This is a genomic window from Pseudomonas sp. JQ36 (assembly GCF_053851495.1).
In genome coordinates this window covers 2735200-2752301 of sequence record NZ_CM132642.1, presented here as the reverse complement: position 1 = coordinate 2752301, position 17102 = coordinate 2735200, and the positions used below count along the sequence as shown (strand labels likewise).

Annotated in this window: 18 protein-coding genes; 5 read left to right on the top strand and 13 right to left on the bottom strand. The window is 51.6% G+C overall.

What is annotated here, in order from left to right:
* Positions 1–3: 3 nt before the first annotated feature.
* The 3 genes from ACS4NR_RS12285 to ACS4NR_RS12275 form a co-directional block, all read right to left on the bottom strand.
* A complete protein-coding gene (locus ACS4NR_RS12285; RefSeq protein WP_456020249.1) occupies positions 4–1398 on the bottom strand; it encodes an undecaprenyl-phosphate glucose phosphotransferase in 1395 nt (464 codons plus the stop codon).
* Between the two features lie 389 nt (positions 1399–1787).
* Positions 1788–2447, bottom strand: coding sequence for a winged helix-turn-helix domain-containing protein (locus ACS4NR_RS12280; RefSeq protein WP_253149643.1), 660 nt, complete (start codon positions 2445–2447; stop codon positions 1788–1790).
* A gap of 278 nt (positions 2448–2725) precedes the next feature.
* Complete coding sequence (locus ACS4NR_RS12275) at positions 2726–3466, bottom strand: winged helix-turn-helix domain-containing protein (protein ID WP_443536121.1); 741 nt, start codon at positions 3464–3466, stop codon at positions 2726–2728.
* 507 nt (positions 3467–3973) lie between these two features.
* Here ACS4NR_RS12275 and ACS4NR_RS12270 point away from each other — a divergent pair.
* On the top strand, positions 3974–4804 hold the full coding sequence (locus tag ACS4NR_RS12270) for an undecaprenyl-diphosphate phosphatase (RefSeq protein WP_456020248.1): 831 nt from the start codon (positions 3974–3976) through the stop codon (positions 4802–4804).
* On the opposite strand, the gene ACS4NR_RS12265 is transcribed toward ACS4NR_RS12270, so the two are convergent.
* Positions 4805–5185 (bottom strand): DUF2388 domain-containing protein, encoded by a 381-nt coding sequence (locus tag ACS4NR_RS12265; protein WP_456020247.1) that lies wholly within the window; start codon positions 5183–5185, stop codon positions 4805–4807.
* A gap of 75 nt (positions 5186–5260) precedes the next feature.
* Positions 5261–6280, bottom strand: coding sequence for a tRNA dihydrouridine(20/20a) synthase DusA (dusA, locus tag ACS4NR_RS12260; protein WP_456020246.1), 1020 nt, complete (start codon positions 6278–6280; stop codon positions 5261–5263).
* Between the two features lie 102 nt (positions 6281–6382).
* Between dusA and ACS4NR_RS12255 the strand changes: the two genes are divergently transcribed.
* Both ACS4NR_RS12255 and ACS4NR_RS12250 read left to right on the top strand, forming a co-directional pair.
* A complete protein-coding gene (locus tag ACS4NR_RS12255; protein ID WP_456020245.1) occupies positions 6383–7474 on the top strand; it encodes a site-specific integrase in 1092 nt (363 codons plus the stop codon).
* Positions 7475–7518: 44 nt separating this feature from the next.
* Positions 7519–8103: a hypothetical protein gene (locus tag ACS4NR_RS12250; protein WP_456020244.1), complete on the top strand. Its 585-nt coding sequence runs from the start codon at positions 7519–7521 to the stop codon at positions 8101–8103.
* Here the strand turns inward: ACS4NR_RS12250 and ACS4NR_RS12245 are convergent.
* The 7 genes from ACS4NR_RS12245 to ACS4NR_RS12215 form a co-directional block, all read right to left on the bottom strand.
* Complete coding sequence (locus tag ACS4NR_RS12245; RefSeq protein ID WP_150369257.1) at positions 8100–8372, bottom strand: pyocin activator PrtN family protein; 273 nt, start codon at positions 8370–8372, stop codon at positions 8100–8102. The two genes, ACS4NR_RS12250 and ACS4NR_RS12245, sit on opposite strands and share 4 nt — an antisense overlap.
* A gap of 12 nt (positions 8373–8384) precedes the next feature.
* On the bottom strand, positions 8385–9140 hold the full coding sequence (locus ACS4NR_RS12240) for a DNA cytosine methyltransferase (RefSeq protein ID WP_456020243.1): 756 nt from the start codon (positions 9138–9140) through the stop codon (positions 8385–8387).
* On the bottom strand, positions 9137–9496 hold the full coding sequence (locus tag ACS4NR_RS12235) for a hypothetical protein (protein ID WP_456020242.1): 360 nt from the start codon (positions 9494–9496) through the stop codon (positions 9137–9139). Before ACS4NR_RS12235 ends, ACS4NR_RS12240 begins: the two co-directional genes overlap by 4 nt.
* Positions 9493–9972 carry a hypothetical protein gene (locus ACS4NR_RS12230; RefSeq protein WP_456020241.1) on the bottom strand — a complete coding sequence of 160 codons (480 nt, stop codon included), beginning with the start codon at positions 9970–9972 and terminating at the stop codon, positions 9493–9495. Before ACS4NR_RS12230 ends, ACS4NR_RS12235 begins: the two co-directional genes overlap by 4 nt.
* A 57-nt stretch (positions 9973–10029) precedes the next feature.
* On the bottom strand, positions 10030–10347 hold the full coding sequence (locus ACS4NR_RS12225) for a pyocin activator PrtN family protein (protein WP_456020240.1): 318 nt from the start codon (positions 10345–10347) through the stop codon (positions 10030–10032).
* Positions 10348–10505: 158 nt separating this feature from the next.
* Positions 10506–10790: a phage antirepressor KilAC domain-containing protein gene (locus ACS4NR_RS12220; RefSeq protein WP_456020239.1), complete on the bottom strand. Its 285-nt coding sequence runs from the start codon at positions 10788–10790 to the stop codon at positions 10506–10508.
* 10 nt (positions 10791–10800) lie between these two features.
* Positions 10801–11391: a hypothetical protein gene (locus ACS4NR_RS12215; protein WP_456020238.1), complete on the bottom strand. Its 591-nt coding sequence runs from the start codon at positions 11389–11391 to the stop codon at positions 10801–10803.
* Positions 11392–11802: 411 nt separating this feature from the next.
* On the opposite strand from ACS4NR_RS12215, the gene ACS4NR_RS12210 reads away from it, so the two are divergent.
* Together ACS4NR_RS12210 and ACS4NR_RS12205 are read left to right on the top strand one after the other, a co-directional pair.
* Complete coding sequence (locus tag ACS4NR_RS12210; RefSeq protein ID WP_456020237.1) at positions 11803–13356, top strand: alpha/beta fold hydrolase; 1554 nt, start codon at positions 11803–11805, stop codon at positions 13354–13356.
* A complete protein-coding gene (locus tag ACS4NR_RS12205; protein ID WP_456020236.1) occupies positions 13353–15917 on the top strand; it encodes an AAA-like domain-containing protein in 2565 nt (854 codons plus the stop codon). The genes ACS4NR_RS12210 and ACS4NR_RS12205 overlap by 4 nt, the downstream gene beginning before the upstream one ends.
* A 32-nt stretch (positions 15918–15949) precedes the next feature.
* On the opposite strand, the gene ACS4NR_RS12200 is transcribed toward ACS4NR_RS12205, so the two are convergent.
* A complete protein-coding gene (locus ACS4NR_RS12200) occupies positions 15950–16540 on the bottom strand; it encodes a LexA family protein (RefSeq protein ID WP_456020235.1) in 591 nt (196 codons plus the stop codon).
* Positions 16541–17102: the final 562 nt, after the last annotated feature.

The window sequence follows — 17102 nt, the reverse complement described above, 5'->3', positions numbered from 1 at the left end:
CCATCAATAAATATCTTTCGACAACAACGTAAACGGCGTCTTCACCAGGATCTTCAGATCCAGCCACAACGACCAGTTGTTGATGTAATGCAGGTCCATCTCCACCCGACGCTGCATCTTGTCGATGGTGTCGGTCTCGCCACGGCAGCCGCTGATTTGCGCCAGCCCGGTGATGCCCGGTTTGATTCGGTGGCGGGCCATGTACGCGAGGATTTTCCCCGAGTAGTAGTGGTTGTGCGCTACAGCGTGCGGACGTGGGCCGACCAGGGCCATTTGCCCCTGCAGCACGTTGAACAACTGCGGCAACTCATCCAGCGAGGTGCGGCGGATGAAGCGGCCAACCGCAGTAATGCGCGAGTCATTGCGGCTGGCCTGAACCACTTCGCGGTCATCGTGCACGCGCATCGAGCGGAATTTCCAGACCTGAATCACCTTGCCGTTCCAGCCGTGACGATCCTGCTTGAAGAACACCGGCCCCGGCGAATTGATCTTCACCGCCAACGCAATCAGCAGCAGCACCGGGCTCAACAGGATAATCGCCAGCAGCGCCACGCCTTTTTCCACCAGACTCTTGCTCAGCGCAGCAGTAGGGCGGCTGGTCAGCGGGCTTTCGTTGAGGCAGATCGCCGGCAGACCATCCACCACCTTCACCGAGTGGTTGAGCAGGGTCAGACTGTTCAAGTCCGGCACCCAGACCACATCGACGTTGGCGCCGAGCAAATCGACGTACATCGCTTCGATTTTCGCGGCTTCGGCCAGCGGCAGGGTGATGTACAACCGGCGGATGTCATGGTCTTTGATCAGCTTGAGCAAATCTTCCTGATCACCGACCACACGCGGCGCATCCGAATCCAGGTTCGGCTTCGCGCCATTGCTGACCAAACCCACCAGCGGCAGGTTTTCCACCTGACTGATCTTCTTCGCCAGACCCAGAGCCAGCTCGCCAGTGCCGACGATCAGGGTCTTCTGCGCGCTGGTGCGGGAACGCTGGTAGTACTTGGAAAAGGCATGCAGTGGCGCGTACATCAACGCCTGACCGAGGAAGCCGTAGACCGCCCAGCTCAGCGTCACCTCTCGGGAGAACACTTCGTCGGCCTTGCACACGAACGCGATGCCGGCCAGCGCCACCATGGTCATCGACCAGCCCATGAACAAACGTCCAAGCCCGGTCAGGTAATTGTCCTGCTTGCGATACACGCCGCTGAACGTATACGCCGGCACCGAGGCCAGTACCGCCAGTGTCGCGCACATGCGGTAATAAAACTCGACGGTCCCCGTCTGCCGTTCAGCGAGTATGAATAACAACGCAACAATGAAAGCCTGCGCCAATGCCCATTGGCCCCAGAAGGTAAGTCCCTTGAGGCCGTTATTTCGATTGATTCGTAGAGAAAGTTCCATGAGATATCCCCAGAAATACGTCCATTCAGGTTTCGACAGTTGAAGTCCGAGTTGCTAGATAGGCTTGTTGTTGTTATTGGACGAGTGTCCTGAGGTAACAACGTCGATAGGCCGAACTGTCGTCAATCAATAGACTAAGTTATTGCTGGAGAGGGTGTCTGACGAGTTCTAACAAGATGGCACAGTGCCAACTTTTTAATAATCAAATACAAGGCTGTTAGAAAAGGTCGCAGAGCAGGGGGTGAATAAATTATGTTGTGTTTGTTACTGTAGGAGGGGTGGAGGCAGGGAGCTTGAATTTACCAGGAGAGGTGAAGCCAAACAGAGTGCTCTTGTTGTTTTTGTAATCGCACTGTTTCTGTTTGTTTGTTCGCGGATATCGGCGGTACTTACGCAACGATTTCCTGAATGAGGCAATAACCGCGGTTTCTTACGGCACGGAACAATCGCTCACCATTACTCGCGTTTTTGAACTTGTCCTGCAGGCGACTCAGGCACATTTCCAGGCCACGATACTGCTCCGGCTCGCGGCCGATGCTGAGGATCAGGTCGTCTCGACTGACCACGCGTTCTTCGTGATGGAGCATTTTGCGCACCAGCGCGGTTTCAAGCCCGGTAAGACTGATTTCGACGCCTTCCTTCACCAGCGCGCCTTGATCGTTGTCCAGATGCCAGGTCTCGCTGCAGGGAGCGCCGTCTTCATTGGCTGAAGTCTGGTGGCTGGCGTCCGCGCTCATCGTCGGTACTTGGTGAAACGGATTGGCCGATTGTGCTGCGAGCCATTCCGACTCGAGGGTGGCCAGTATGCGCTGGGTATCGTGTTCAATCGTACGGGCGACGTTTTTCCGGGCGCCGCTTGGGTAAGAGAACTCCATCAGCATGGGAGCGGAAGAGGGCGAAGTAGCACCTTCAATAAACATTTGTGCCTGAGACGTGCCAAACGAATTGAAGCGCTCGCTGGACAGAATGCTCTCAAGTTCACGCTGCGACGTTGTACTGTTGGTCACGACGACAAAATATTTTCTTGGGAGGGTTGTACTAGTTTCCATGTCTCTCTCCTAAAATTTGCACCAAAATGGGCGAAAAGGTAAATCGGCAGGCGAGCAATGACTTCCTTGGAAGTAACCGACAGGCAGGGTCTGGGCCCAAAATGGCCTCGATAAGTTCCACTCGTTCTGCTGCTATGTTGTTAAGTTTATTGTTATGGTTCGGTGTAGCCGTGCTCATTCAATGGCTTGATTATTAGTAGATTTGAAGTACAACTTGAGCTGTATGGTTGCATATGACGATCCTTCGTGATTATGCAAAGAGGATGGCTGCCCGAGAGTCAGGCAGTCGATATCAGACCCCGCATCAGGCGATAGCCGTAGCCGCGGATACTCTGAATCGCATTGGTACCATACATGTCCTTGATTTTTCCACGCAAGCGGCTGATGGATTTTTCCAGCGCCCTCGGATCGTAGAAATTGGTATTGAGCCCCATGATGCTGGCGATTTCATCATGGCTGAGAATGTGATTACTGGTCTGCGCAAAGGCTTCCAGGATCTTCATTTCGGCAAACGAGATGTCGAGTTTCTGGCTGGCGCCGCCCAGCAGGCAGATGCGCGTCGGGTCGAGTGTCAGATTGATATCCCGCTGCCATTCTTCACTGTTGAAGAACTCACCGAGCAACTCGTCGCCCTCGTCGGAAAGGGTATTGAGTTTGATACAGAAGTCGGCCCCGGCCAGGAAGTACTTGATCTTGTTGAACGCGCCGCGACCGGTAATGACTGCGCAGATAATTGGCTTCAAGTTGTCGCTGCGCAGGTTTTCGATCAGCGCAAGATTGTCTTCCAGCGCTTGCGGACTGTCGATAACGACGAAGATGGCACGATACGAACCGGAAAGTTCATCGTTATAGGAACTAGTGTACGAACCCGCCTCAAGTACCATATCAGTGCGTACGTGCTTTGCGATCAGCGCCCTGAAATGTTCGGCCACGCCACGGGTACGACCCAGAGTAAGAACACCGGGTACGTCGTTTGTCGGGCGCGGACTTCTAGTCGCCAAGTTCCCTGAGAGCATCATGCTTTGACTCGAATTAGGTGCTGACATCGGGATGTTAAAGCACCGGTTCTCATCTGTGACTGACAATTGGTAACATTCACGCGATTTTTAGACGTGGCTCCCGAGTTTTCTAACAATAATTAAGCATTTCAAGCTTTTAGTTGATTTTCTCGGGGTTGTGAACTAGTCGTTACATGATGGCGATGTGGAATTGTGCCACTATTTTGAATCTATGGCCACGGCTTTATTCATGTCCAATTGCCACTGTGGACGATCCTGAGACAATGTGAGCTGGATCACACTTTATTGGCCAATCGAACTTTTTTCTACTATAGCCCTAAATATTTTTCGTGTAGTTCGTAGGCGGACGTTTATTAACATGGCTTGAGTGTGTCTTTTGATAAGACATATTCTCCGTCGCCTGATCAGGCAATGGGTGTCGCTTTATACCGATTGTTTAACTTCAGATACTCAATTCCTGAATACAGTTGACCGGTCGCTCATCACGAGCGCTCTGACGGAGGATTAATGGATTTCTGGACCTTTATCCAGGTGTTGATTTTGGGCGCGGTAGAAGGCCTGACCGAGTTTTTGCCGATCTCCAGTACCGGCCACCAGATCATCGTCGCCGACCTGCTGGAGTTCGGCGGCGAACGCGCAATGGCGTTCAACATCATTATTCAACTGGGGGCGATCCTGGCTGTGGTCTGGGAGTTTCGCCCGAAGATCTTCGACATCGTCAAAGGTCTGCCCACCCAACGCAATGCGCAGCGTTTCACCCTCAACCTGCTGATAGCTTTCCTGCCGGCAGTGGTCCTCGGCGTACTGTTCGCTGACAAAATTCATCAATACCTGTTTAACCCGATCACTGTGGCCATGGCCTTGGTGGTGGGCGGCATCGTCATGTTGTGGGCCGAACAGCGCAGCCACGTGGTGAGCGTCGATCACGTCGACGACATGCGCTGGTCAGACGCGTTGAAAATCGGCTTCGTACAATGCCTGGCAATGATTCCCGGCACGTCACGCTCCGGCTCGACCATCATCGGCGGTTTATTGTTCGGCTTGTCCCGGAAAGCCGCCACAGAGTTCTCGTTTTTCCTCGCCATGCCGACCATGGTCGGCGCCGCGGTGTACTCCGGCTACAAATACCGCGACCTGTTCCAGGCTGGCGACCTGCCAGTGTTCGCACTCGGTTTTGTCATCGCCTTCATCTTCGCCATGATCGCCGTGCGCGGCCTGCTCAAATTCATCGCCAACCACAGTTATGCGGCGTTCGCCTGGTATCGGATCGCGTTTGGCTTGTTGATTCTGGCGACGTGGGTGTTTGGCTGGGTGAACTGGACGGAGGCAGCGGTCTGATCACTGACTGCTGATCAATGTAGCAACCGCGAGGTCGTTCAACGCCGAGTCGGGCAATTCTTGGCGGTAGCGCTGCAAGGCTGATGTGAAATACGCGGCTTGCAGCATGCCCTCGCTGGCGAGGTAATAGCGCGCCGCTTCGATTTCCTCTGGCGAGTAAACACGTTTCTTGAGTCTGGACGCATCCGAGGTCGCATCGAACGAGGCCACCGTCGCCGTGAAAAACAGAAAGCCGGAAAGCTGAGTCGACTCGAAAGGGCCACCATCCCCCTTACCACACCCCTTCACAAAGTCGCAGGAGGCGAAGGCGCTAGAGGAGATAGTCGAGATTAAAGTGAGGAGGATAAAACGCTTGAACGAAACACAGCGAAACGCGGGCATAAACAAAAGACATCCTGTCAGCACAGCAAAATTCCGGGCAACGCTCATTCGTTGCCCGCACAGTCAAACCATCAATCAACGGCCTTCAAGCAACTCGCCAGCCTGATCCAGCAACGCCAGCGGATCCTTGGCCTTGTGAATATCCACCGACAACAACTGACGGAACTTACGCGCCCCCGGGAACCCGGTACCCAGCCCCAACACATGCCGGGTGATGTGATGCATCGCACCGCCCGCCTGCAAATGCTCGGCAATATAAGGCCGCAACTGCGCCAGCGCCTCGGCACGGCTGATCACCGGCGCGCTGCTGCCGAACAACTGCTGATCGACCTCCGCCAGCAAATACGGATTGTGATAAGCCTCACGCCCGAGCATCACACCGTCAAAAGTCTGCAAATGCTCATGGCAGGCCTCCATCGTCTTGATCCCGCCGTTCAGCACAATCTCCAGCTCCGGAAAATCCGCCTTCAACTGCGCCGCCACGTCATAGCGCAACGGCGGAATGTCGCGATTCTCCTTCGGCGACAACCCCTCCAGAATCGCAATCCGCGCATGCACGGTAAAACTGGTACACCCGGCATCCCGCACCGTCCCGACGAAATCACACAACTCGGCGTAACTGTCCCGCCCATTGATCCCGATCCGATGCTTCACCGTCACCGGAATCGACACCGCATCGCGCATCGCCTTCACACAATCCGCCACCAACTGCGGATGCCCCATCAGGCACGCACCGATCATATTGTTCTGCACCCGATCACTCGGGCAGCCAACATTAAGGTTCACCTCGTCGTAACCATGCTCCTGCGCCATGCGCGCGCACGCGGCCAGATCAAGCGGGACGCTGCCACCCAACTGCAGCGCCAGCGGGTGCTCGGCTTCGTTGTGACGGAGGAAACGTTCGTGATCGCCGTTAAGGAGGGCGCCGGTGGTGACCATTTCGGTGTAGAGCAGGGCATTCTTCGACAGGAGGCGTAGGAAGTATCTGCAATGCCTATCAGTCCAATCCATCATCGGAGCCACACTGAAGCGGCGAGAGGGCTCGGAACGGTTATAACTAGTATTTACGGGCACTTCAGGTTTTTCGAAATTCATTCATACTGATCTTTTATACAGCGGTTTTTACCCATTTTTCCTTGTTTTCTGAAGTCGGTTGCTACAATGTAGCAAGCGAAATCGGCAATGTAGCAACTGGAAATGGGCACGATCACATCACGCAAGCGCAAGGACAACTCGACGGCCTACACGGCGCAGATACGGATCAATCGGGACGGGCGCACAGTTTATCAGGAAAGCCAAACCTTCGACCGAAAGCAGGTCGCGCAGGCTTGGATCAAACGGCGTGAGACGGAGCTGGCTGAGCCTGGTGCGATTGAGCGTGCAAACCGTAAGGGTGTGACGATCAGGAAGATGATCGAGCAGTACCTGGACGAGTACGAGAAGATCCGGCCGCTGGGCAAGACCAAGAACGCGACGTTGAAGGCGATCAAGGATACTTGGTTGGGCGACCTAGACGACTCGGCCCTGACCAGCCAGAAGCTGGTGGAGTTTGCACAGTGGCGGATGGGCAAGGAAGGCGGCGGCGTCCAGGCGCAGACGGTTGGCAATGATCTCTCGCACCTGGGGGCGGTGCTGTCCGTGGCGCGACCGGCGTGGGGCTATGAAGTCGATCCTCTGGCCATGCCGGACGCGCGCAAGGTATTGCGAAAGCTCGGGATGGTGAGCAAAAGCAAGGAGCGGAACCGTCGGCCCACGCTCGACGAGTTGGACAGGTTGATGGCGCATTTTTTCGAGATGCAGGTACGTCGGCCTGAGTCGATCAACATGCCGAAGATGGTTGCGTTTGCTCTCTTCTCGACGCGCCGGCAGGAGGAGATCACGCGGATCCGCTGGGATGATCTCGACGAGTCCCGGCAGGCCGTCCTAGTGCGAGACATGAAGAACCCCGGACAGAAGATCGGCAACGATGTGTGGTGCCATTTGCCCGATGAGGCGTGGGCGATCCTGCAGAGCATGCCCAGGACAGAGCGGGAGATATTTCCGTACAATTCCAAGTCGGTATCCGCGTCGTTCACGCGGGCGTGTCCGCTGCTGGGTATTGAGGATCTGCACTTCCATGATCTAAGGCATGAAGGCGTGAGTCGCCTGTTCGAGATGGACTGGGACATTCCCAGAGTATCGAGCGTATCCGGGCATCGGGATTGGAATTCACTTCGGCGATACACGCATTTGCGCGGGAGAGGGAATCGGTACTCCATGTGGAAATGGCTGGATAGAGTCATAGCCTAGGTTTTATGTGCATAAATTTCAGCATTTGAGCGAGTGGTTGTTTGATGGACTTAAAAGGTATTTATCTTGTGGCGAGGCGTTACAGCGCGGCTGTGCTTTGCATGGCGACACTATTCGCTGGCGGCGCGTTGTTTCTCTGGAACGGCTACAAGGATCTCGATGCGCAAAAGGTAGCTTTCGAGAAAGAGAAGCTTAGTGTCGTTGAGGCCCAGTTCAAGCGGGAGTTGGAGCTGCAAAAACGTGAGTTTCTAGTAACGCATACTGAGTCAATGAATGTCGAAAAAACTGCTCAGCTCAAGGCCAAAGAGCTTGAGCAGGAGAAAGTTTCGGCCCTACTCATGGTGGAGCAGCAATCTATTAGCAAGGCGCAGATCAATAAGGCTGCAGAGGAAAAACTCCAGATGCTCATGTCTGAGTTTTCCGCTTTGGGTGTCAATTTAAATGCAAAGCCAAACTGCGGCGACGATCAAGCAAAGTACAATTCTGCGAAAGCTAAATATGATGAAATTTATTCGTGGGCTGAGGCACATGGGTTAGAAAAAAAATACAGCAATTTTCTCTTTCATAATCAGCGATCAACAATCAACTTCGGTTGTTTAAAGCCTGAAAAAGGGGCATTCGCCCCTTAGTACATCGCTCTACCCATGAGCTGGTTTTGCTCCTTCGCTGCTTTTTCGCGCTGCCGGTCGATGTAGTCAGAAAGGTCCTTCAGGTGGATGCCCAGCCCAGCCTTCTGGCTATTGGCGCCTAGGCGCACCACCGGAATATCGATCTCGCCGGCCAAGCGCTTCTGTTTGAATTTTTCCACGGTCAAATTCATGTAATCGGCACACACGCGATCCAGGGGGATGACCGCTTGCCCGTTGTACTGGGCCATCAACAGGAAAAGAGTGTTCATGCGACCTCCTGGTTATCGTCTGTCAGAGAGTAATTTGAATGCGCTCGCAGCCACCGCTGGAACCTGTCCATTGCCAATGGCCTTAAGTCGGTCCACCCGATGGGCCAGCCCATCAGCCACTCGGCCCATTCCGGGTTCAGATGACCACCATCCAGTGCCATCACCGCGTGATCCAGGCGATCGTTCGAGCGGTCGGCGCCTGATCGGCGTAACAGTGCGGCAGGGGAGGATCCCTTTGCCATGCTCGCCACCGGTGTTGGCCACCGCCTGACGCGTGTCTTCTGCGATGAGCCAGATCCGATCCCGCTGATGAGGGGCACCGAGGTCAGCCGCTCCGATAACACCCCATCGCGCGTCATACCCCATTCCGGCAAGGTCACCGAGCACCACGGCAAGTCCTCTTCCCACAAGCAATGGTGAGTTCTCCAGTTCGACGTAGCGCGGTCGTACCTCATCGGTAATTCGTGCCATCTGCCGCCACAGTCCGGAGCGGGCGCCGGGGATACCCAGGCCATTGCCTGCAACCGAGATGTCCTGACAAGGAAATCCTCCCGAAACCACGTCAACAAGGCCTTGCCATGGTCGTCTGTCAAAACTGCACACGTCAGACCAAATCGGGACAAGCGGGAGCAGTCCATCGGTTTGTCGTTGCGCCAGAATCTGTGCAGCGTAGGCATCACACTCAGCGGCGCAAACGGTGCGCCACCCGAGGAGGTGGCCGCCGAGTATTCCGCCACCAGCGCCTGCGAAAAGAGCCAGCTCATTCACGCGGCCTCCAATGAAGGACGCTTATACCCCTGAACAAGCTGCGCGGGCGGGCGATCCGGAGCGATTAGCGTTGCCTTGGGTGTGGCTGCCTCGCGCAGCTTTTCGTGGGGTATAAGCGCCTCGGTGGTGCTGCTGGAATGAGCAATAATGCCTGCTGCTGCGCAGCAGAGGCTGTTTGTTTCTAATGCGTCGACGCGGGTTTCCTTGCGGAGCAAAGCGGTCGTGGATTGGGTGTTTTGCTGGTCCTTTTGCATACCGCTTTCCTCCGAGGTTCGATTGCGCGTTGGTTCATCAGCCGCTGGTGGGGCGTGCGCCGGGTTATGGTGGGTGTTGGATTGTGGGCAGGTCAGGGTCATGCGGCGCTCTCCTGATTTGCTGGCTCAAGTAGCGCTGCGATGGCGAGCGTCTGATCACGCAGGGCGCGGGTGTCGCGTTCCAGTTTTTTGCCGGTGCGAAAGGCGCTGAACGTCTCAGAGGCGATCCGAAGTTTCTCAGCGATTTCCAGTAGGATCAGTCGTTCTTGTTCACCCAGTTTTGACGCAGCGAGGGCTCGCTCGTAATGGGCGTAAAGCTGCTTGTATTGGTCACGAGCGTCGTAGGTAGAATCTTCCAATTTTTTCATCGCTTCCCAGTTCTCATGATGCTGTCTGGTTTTACCTTCCTCCATTCCGTCTTCAAACCCGACGATGCCCCCGTCTTCATGGCCCTCGCTGTAACCCTCTGAATAGCTGTCGGTGCAGCCGCTTTTGAAGCCGTCCCTGTAGGCGATCCAGTAGAGGGCGCCCGCTGTAAGGGCGATTGCTATCAGTGCGCAGATCTGAACTGCAGTCATGTGGTGTGCTCCTGGTGGTTTCATTGGCTGGTGGTGGCAGCCGTTCGGTTTCAGGTGTTACTCGGTGGTTTCTTCCTGCTGTCTCTGCATGTCTTCGTCGGCCTTGTAGGCGCGGATGTCGATCAGTGAGGCGACGTGGCGGATGTGGGCGTACTTCGGTGCCTTGCGGCTGGTGTCTAGCGTGGTGATGGGGAGCTGGATGCGGCCGCTGCTTATCTCGGCGACGAAGGATTGCTCGTTGAGGTTGCGGAAGTACTGCTCGCGCACTTTCTCCAGCGGGATCAGGACGTCGCCGAAGATGCGGTAGAGCAGTTCGACGGTGGCTGACTCCGGAGCCGGGTGTAGGCGCAGCGTGTTTTGGGCTGTATTACTCATGGCTTTGTTGGACCTCCTTGCGTTGTTTTCTGGCCGGGTGGATCCAGGCGTTCAGGCAGTGCCGTTTGGTCAGCTCGCGCAGATGTTCGGGCACTTCGAGGAGCGCGGTGTTGCGCTCCTCTCGTGTCCGCATGGCGATGATCTGGCGGGCGTAATCCCTAGGCCACGTCACGGGGGGCTGCCGGAATGGCAGGCAGGTCGATGCCCAACTGTTCGGCCAGCCAGCGGATGCCGGGTTGTTTCACCTTGGTCGACCGGCAGTACTGCATGCCGAGCTGGTCGTGGTACCACTGGCCGTCCTTGATGCGCAGGTAGTCACGGTCACGATTGGGGTAAGCCGGTAGGTTTTTCTTGTTGAGCAGGCCTTTTTCCCGCATGCGAGCGATGAGCTTTGGCCGGGTGATACCGAGCTGGGCTGCGGCTTGGGCGAGATTGCGTTCCATGGCGCCCACCTTATGCCGCGTGCGCGGCTGGGGTGGCCGCTGCAGCGAGGTGGTTGATGGACTCGGTGACCTTGCCGTAGATCTCGACATCGGTCCCGTACGCGGTGAAGCAGCGGGTGTGCGGGCTTTTGTTGCCTATGCTCAGGATGGTGGTGACGCCTGAACGCGATTGCGTGCGGTGCAGCGCGACCTGTAGGGGATAGTCGAAGCCCATGTCGAGGCTCAGCACGCCGCCGGTACGTACCAATTCGAAAACGCGTTGTTTGTCCCAGACTTCGAAGCGGCCGTATTCGCGGCTGGCATGCGGGCGCTGCACCAGGTCACTGGTGTTGCTTGCGTCGAATGGGCCGTTGGCAATTTCTTCGATGAAGTCGGCCAGCTTGAGGTGCGTTTTCTTGTCGTTCTGCAGGGTCAGCGTATGGCGTTCGCTACCCAGTTCAACGACGAAGGTACTCTCCGTTGTGCCGCGTTCGACCTTGAGACGGAACGCCAGGCAATCACGCTTGGGCGCTGTCCGGAGGACGTGGTTGAACGTCTCGCTAAGGTTGACCTGGGCGTTGAGCAACTGCAGGGTGCGGTTGTCGATTTTGTACTTGATCATGCTGCGTGCCCTCCGCCATTTGGGGTAAATGGGGCGGTAGCAGTGCGAGCCTTCAGCTTCGGTTTGGTGGTGACAAACACGCAGCCGAATTCAAGGGCCAATCGGCGAATATCAAAAATTTGGAGGGGAGTAGCTGCGGCAGGGTGGACGTGCAAGGTGGCAGTGGTGTGCATGGTGGCGCATCTCTCTGTGGTGAACTGAGGATCACCAAATTAACCTTAAAGGTTAATTTGTCAAGATTAAACCACCATATGGGTTGTTTTTAGAGGCTGCGTGTTTGTGCCATAGTGGCAGTTTGTAGGCATCATTTTGCAGGTAATGGCTGCATTTTGATTTGACGGATGAACATAGTCATGGCATGGAAAATGATGCTGAATCGTATTTCGGCGCTTCTTAAATGTAGGAGCGCCCATGGGAATCGGTAAAAAGCTAAGGAATCTATTTTCGTCTGATAAAAATGATGCGCCCACCAGCAGGACTGGTGAGGGGCATCAAGTAATACTATTTGTTCATGGTCTCTCCGGGTCGGCATCTGGAACCTGGGGAACCATGCTGAAGGTTTTGTGTGAGTCGTCAGAATTAAGGCATATCGCTTATGATTGCTATGCCTATCCAACGGCTCTTTGGCGTGCTCCTTTTATGAAAAAAATGTCTGGAGTGCAGGAGATTTCAAATGGTTTGCAATCATTTATCGAAGCAAAGCATTCTGGAAAAGAAATAATTATTGTAGCGCACAGCTTAGGTGGAATTGTATCTAGGCATTTCATTCTTGAGGCTGTTAAAGAAGGGCGGACTCACAAAGTCCTTGGTTTGCTACTCTATGCTTCTCCTTTAACAGGGGCAGGTTTGGCTAGCATTGCTAAAGTTTTTTCATTCGGTCATTCGCATTTAAAACAACTGTGTAAACGAACTGACTTTCTAGACACTTTAAATATTGACTGGGTCAAGTTGAAAGTTGAGAAAGATATAAAGGTTTTGAATTTGATTGCCGGTGGGGATGCGATTGTTTCAAAGGATAGTGCAGCCCCATTTATAGGGGCGGATAATGTACGTACTCTTATTGAGTACGGACATATCAATGTAACCAAGCCCGAAGACTCGGGGGATTTAAGGTTTATTTTTCTCAAAAACTTTGTGCAAAATTTTTTTCCGTTGGAGGGCGCTGCAGGCCCCGCGATTCCTGAGGGAGATGTTTTGTTTGATGCTTATACGAAAGTGGCTGAGCCATTCTATTTGCCCCGTAGTGCCGATGAGAGCTTGTCTAAAGCTATAAAAAGCTCTCATGTTTGGGTCAGCGGTCCGCCTGGGGTTGGTAAAACGGCTTCGCTGAGGCGTTTAGTAGAGCTTTCAAAATGGAAGTTTTATCATATTACCTTGGATAGCTTTGAAGCTCCTTCCGCACTGACCCTGATGAGGGAAGTTTGTCGAATTCTGTTGGAAAAAAACGGTGTTGAATGCGATTCAATAGGGAAGGTTGAAAGCCTTGAATCGCTGATAAGCTATCTCAGGCCATATATATCATCGTTAGTGTCTCCAAGTGCGGTCGCGGTTTTAATTGAGGAAATTCCTCTCCCGTCAGGAGTGGAGTACACGAGATTTATCGATATTGCATATCAGCTTATTATATTGGCAGAAACTGCAAATGCAGAAGGTCGATTGATATGGATGTTTTCGTCGTTGAGATGCCCTAAAAAAGATGTGCACCCTGATAGAAATAAAATTCATGATAAAATTCAGTTTGTCGATTTTCAGTTGTGGTCGCCAGATGAAATAATGAAACTGTCAAATATGATTGCGACAGCTCTTAGTCATTCCCTTCAAGATCATGAGTTTGATGTGATTATTAGTAAAAGCAAAGGATCTCCTCGCTTTGTGAAGGCGTTTTTTAGAAAGGCTAGAGTTGAGGCTTCTACAGATAAAAATATCATCGAGTTGCTTGAGTCTGTAGAGGAGGAGTTAAAGTGATTAATAAGAAACTTAACCCTAACACGATAGTGTCCGCTCATCAGTACATTGAGCGCGCAGCCGACAGGCAGCTGCGAAGTGTAATTGATGGGATGGGGCGCCCTCCTTATGTCCTCGTTGCCCGTCAAATGGGGAAGACCAATCTTCTGATCAATATGAAGCGGGAGAGAGTTAACGATTTAGTACTGTATCTTGACTTGTCAAATCGCTTTGATAGCGCTCGACTTTGGTTTCGTAATGTCATAGACATGCTCATTGAGTTTGACCCTGATGTATTTGATCCGCATTTGCCCAAAATTAAAGATCAGAGAGAAAACTCAGGGCTGGAAGCGAATGTCGAATATGATCGACATCTTAGGATTTTGTTGAGATCCACCAAGAAGAATTTGGTAATAGTTCTAGATGAAATAGACTCGCTTGTTGGTTGTAGCTACTCTGATGTCGTTTTGGCTCAAGTGAGGAGCATGTATTTTAATCGGGTAAACTTTCCTGAGTATCTTAGGTTGACTTATGTCCTTTCGGGTGTTGCTGAGCCTGCAGACCTGATAAAAAATAAAGATATTTCTCCATTTAATATAGGCGAGAAAATTTATTTAGAAGATTTTAATCGAGATGAGTTTGACGAATTTATATGTAAGGTAGGCTTGGATTTCTCTGCGGAGGTTTCAGGTCGTATTTTCTACTGGGTTGATGGTAATCCGAGAATGACTTGGGATGTGTGTTCTGAGTTAGAGGATATGGCGTTAGCAGGCACCGTATTAAATTCTGATGTGGTAGATGCGCTTGTGTCCAGGTTGTATTTGCAAGAGTTCGATAAGGCGCCAATAGATCATATTAGGACGTTGGTGGAAAACGACTCTCAAATCAGGAGCGCAATAGTTTCTATTCGCTATAATAAATCAGAATTTCCGGAAGACAAGATTAAGAGTCGGCTTTTTCTTGCCGGGATTACAAAGACTGTTGGCGGTGAACTCGCCATCAAAAATCGTGTGATTGACGAGGCCCTTTCGGATCGATGGATTGAACATGTAAATTCGGCGCGCCAGTCTTCAGTCGTGACAGCGGCAGAAGCATATGCTCAGCGAAATTATGAATTGGCTATTCGTAATTATGAAGATGCGCTCGCGAGTAAGAATGAAGAAGTAGTTGTTTCAGAATTACATAGATTGCAGCTTGCGCTAAGTTATTTTTATATTGGTCGTAAGTCAGATGCTGTAATCGAACTTGAAGCTTGCCTGAAAGAAACTGATGATGAGAAATTTTTGCAGCTCGTCCGGTTTTATTTGGGTGTAGTCAATATGGATTTACGAGACTACAAGGCAGCTCTCGTTTGGCTTTCCGAAGCTGCAGCTGGTTCAAGTTGGACAACAGCGACAAACGCAAAAGTTAATCTATTGTTGCTCTATAGTAAGCTTGGGGTGCAGGAATATAAGAACGAGGCGATTGATTTAAGCGGCTCTTTGATCACCGCGCTTTCCACAATGGACTCAAGTGAGGCCGTGTTGGACTACTTGGTTTCAGCGTATTACAACTCTTCAAAAATGTATCTCTCGGTTGGTGAAGAGTCTCTGGCATTGGATATGCTAGATAAAGCTTTGGTGTTCTCGCCAATTAAATATATGCCATATCTACTGGTGGCGAAGGCGCAGTTACTCAAAGACAAAGTTGGAAAACTTAGTGTTGTTTCCGAGCTCGTTAATATATTGATTGCCAATGATGTTGAGTTGGCTCATGTTTCCGAAATGGGGCTGGGGTTAAGTAAAAGAGTTCTTGGTCTAACTTTGTGTGAAGTCAGTTCCGTGGAAGATTTTGCCATATTTGATCGTTTGATCAAATTTGTACTGGTGAAATACTATCGTGGCAAGCTTACAGTTTTTGATGCGCTTGTTGATTTGTATGATAGCGTCGAGTTGAGTGAGGTCGAAGGTACAGGTATCCCACTTCTGATTAGATGTGTTGATAGTTATTTGAATGAGGGAGCTTCAGCTCTTAATAAAATTAAAGTTTACAGAGCGTTAGCATTATCATCTAATAGTCAAGACCTGCAGTTGTATAAAGTTAATTTTTTGACGGAGCTGTATGCTGGGTGTCCTCCAGATCTAATCCAAGATAATGATATTGAATGTCTAATTCTTATTATGAATCATTTCTTGAATAGAGGATTTTTCCAAGAGTTTCTCTTTTCAATATCGGTATGGAGGAAGTATGAGGTTCCCATTGAAAGGAAGAATCCAGAATGGTCTGCACTCATTCATTTTTATGCAATGACCTTTTATGGCCGAAGGGGCAGTAGAGATGCTGCTCTTGAATACGCGGTGAGTTTGAAAAATATAATCGATAGACAAGTGTTTTCTGAGTCGCCATTTACAGGTCTATGGCCGGATATTAGAAAACAGGCGGCAGCAATTATTGCAAGTATGGAGAGCGATCCTTTTAGACACATTGGAAGGAATCAAAAGGTTTTTGTGAAATATCCAGGAGATTTAGTTTTTGAGAAAAAATTTAAGCAGGTTGCCGCAGACCTGAAAGAGGGGAGATGCGTATTGGTTAAGGCACTATAGTTGATGCGGGCGTATTTGAGTACGCCCCCTGTTCATAGATCAGATATTTTCCACTTGGCCCTTCCGCAAATATTCCACTCTTCAGTGAGACGAATGATGCGTTCGGGCCAGTCTGGATTAAGCGCATAAAGATATCGCTCATTTCCTTCCTGTTTAAGCTGTTTCAAAGTGACAAAGTCGTCGCTGGTCCTACGCGCGGCAACAAAGTGGCCAGGGAGGGCTTCTAATGCTGGGTCAATAACGACTTTGTCTCCTTCTGAAAACTTAGGCTCCATACTAATCCCTTCGATACGGAGAACGAAGGCATGGGCGCCGACAGGTCCAGGCGCCTCTAACCATTCTTCAGCATTGTTTGGGTCAAAATTTTCAATTGCTTCACACCATTGGCCCGCTGCGATTGAGCCTATCAAAGGTAGCTTGCGACCTGTTTGGCTGATAACTGTCGCATTGCTGGATTCTCCAACACTGTATGGCATATCCATGTAGCCAGTGGGTAGAGCAAACGCCTTTTCGATTTCTCTCGCAATCTGATCACCGATTCCCTTCGATGGATTTTTCCCACCAAATGCACTGACTTGAGCCGGGGCTTTACCCAAGAGATCAGCTGCATCGGTCAGACGCATTTTTTTTTCCGTAAGGATCCTACGGAAATTTTGGAGTCGAGTGTCTGAGATTTTCATTCACTGATTTTGTATGGATTAACCTTTTTGGTGAATGTCCGTTCTGGTATTGAAAAAAACAACCATTCAGGTTAATTTTATGTTCAAGAGGAGAAAACGGTGGCTTGCATTACATAGCTAGCCTTGACTCAGCGGAGCTTGAGAGCTTGGAGGAACGATGCGTCATTTCAGCAAGCCATTTGAGGATGACCGCTAAATAGATGAAAAAGGGATCCACGCGTAGCTGTGATCAAAGCTCTGTTAAGGATGGGCTCCGTTATCTGAGGCACTCGCACATTTCGAATCACCGAGTTTGCAGTAAAGAAATTTTAAGAAAAAAGGCGACCCTAAGGCCGCCTCGTTCCTCCCGAAATGCACCACCACAGTGCTGTCGGGCCGCGATAAAGGAAGGCGGGCACACCACATGCAACCTCCTCTCTTTATCGCGCTTTTCCAAGGCTCGGAAGCCTTGGTGTTGCTGCCTTTTCCACCACAGATTGGACAGCTGTTGCGCCAGGGTGAGCAA

What these genes read in the sequence shown, in the direction of transcription:
- ACS4NR_RS12285 (WP_456020249.1), bottom strand. Translation starts at nt 1,398, where the DNA reads ATGGAACTTTCTCTACGAATCAATCGAAATAACGGCCTCAAGGGACTT.
- ACS4NR_RS12280 (WP_253149643.1), bottom strand. Translation starts at nt 2,447, where the DNA reads ATGGAAACTAGTACAACCCTCCCAAGAAAATATTTTGTCGTCGTGACC.
- ACS4NR_RS12275 (WP_443536121.1), bottom strand. Translation starts at nt 3,466, where the DNA reads ATGATGCTCTCAGGGAACTTGGCGACTAGAAGTCCGCGCCCGACAAAC.
- ACS4NR_RS12270 (WP_456020248.1), top strand. Translation starts at nt 3,974, where the DNA reads ATGGATTTCTGGACCTTTATCCAGGTGTTGATTTTGGGCGCGGTAGAA.
- ACS4NR_RS12265 (WP_456020247.1), bottom strand. Translation starts at nt 5,185, where the DNA reads ATGCCCGCGTTTCGCTGTGTTTCGTTCAAGCGTTTTATCCTCCTCACT.
- dusA (WP_456020246.1), bottom strand. Translation starts at nt 6,280, where the DNA reads ATGAATTTCGAAAAACCTGAAGTGCCCGTAAATACTAGTTATAACCGT.
- ACS4NR_RS12255 (WP_456020245.1), top strand. Translation starts at nt 6,383, where the DNA reads ATGGGCACGATCACATCACGCAAGCGCAAGGACAACTCGACGGCCTAC.
- ACS4NR_RS12250 (WP_456020244.1), top strand. Translation starts at nt 7,519, where the DNA reads ATGGACTTAAAAGGTATTTATCTTGTGGCGAGGCGTTACAGCGCGGCT.
- ACS4NR_RS12245 (WP_150369257.1), bottom strand. Translation starts at nt 8,372, where the DNA reads ATGAACACTCTTTTCCTGTTGATGGCCCAGTACAACGGGCAAGCGGTC.
- ACS4NR_RS12235 (WP_456020242.1), bottom strand. Translation starts at nt 9,496, where the DNA reads ATGACCCTGACCTGCCCACAATCCAACACCCACCATAACCCGGCGCAC.
- ACS4NR_RS12230 (WP_456020241.1), bottom strand. Translation starts at nt 9,972, where the DNA reads ATGACTGCAGTTCAGATCTGCGCACTGATAGCAATCGCCCTTACAGCG.
- ACS4NR_RS12225 (WP_456020240.1), bottom strand. Translation starts at nt 10,347, where the DNA reads ATGAGTAATACAGCCCAAAACACGCTGCGCCTACACCCGGCTCCGGAG.
- ACS4NR_RS12220 (WP_456020239.1), bottom strand. Translation starts at nt 10,790, where the DNA reads ATGGAACGCAATCTCGCCCAAGCCGCAGCCCAGCTCGGTATCACCCGG.
- ACS4NR_RS12215 (WP_456020238.1), bottom strand. Translation starts at nt 11,391, where the DNA reads ATGATCAAGTACAAAATCGACAACCGCACCCTGCAGTTGCTCAACGCC.
- ACS4NR_RS12210 (WP_456020237.1), top strand. Translation starts at nt 11,803, where the DNA reads ATGGGAATCGGTAAAAAGCTAAGGAATCTATTTTCGTCTGATAAAAAT.
- ACS4NR_RS12200 (WP_456020235.1), bottom strand. Translation starts at nt 16,540, where the DNA reads ATGCGTCTGACCGATGCAGCTGATCTCTTGGGTAAAGCCCCGGCTCAA.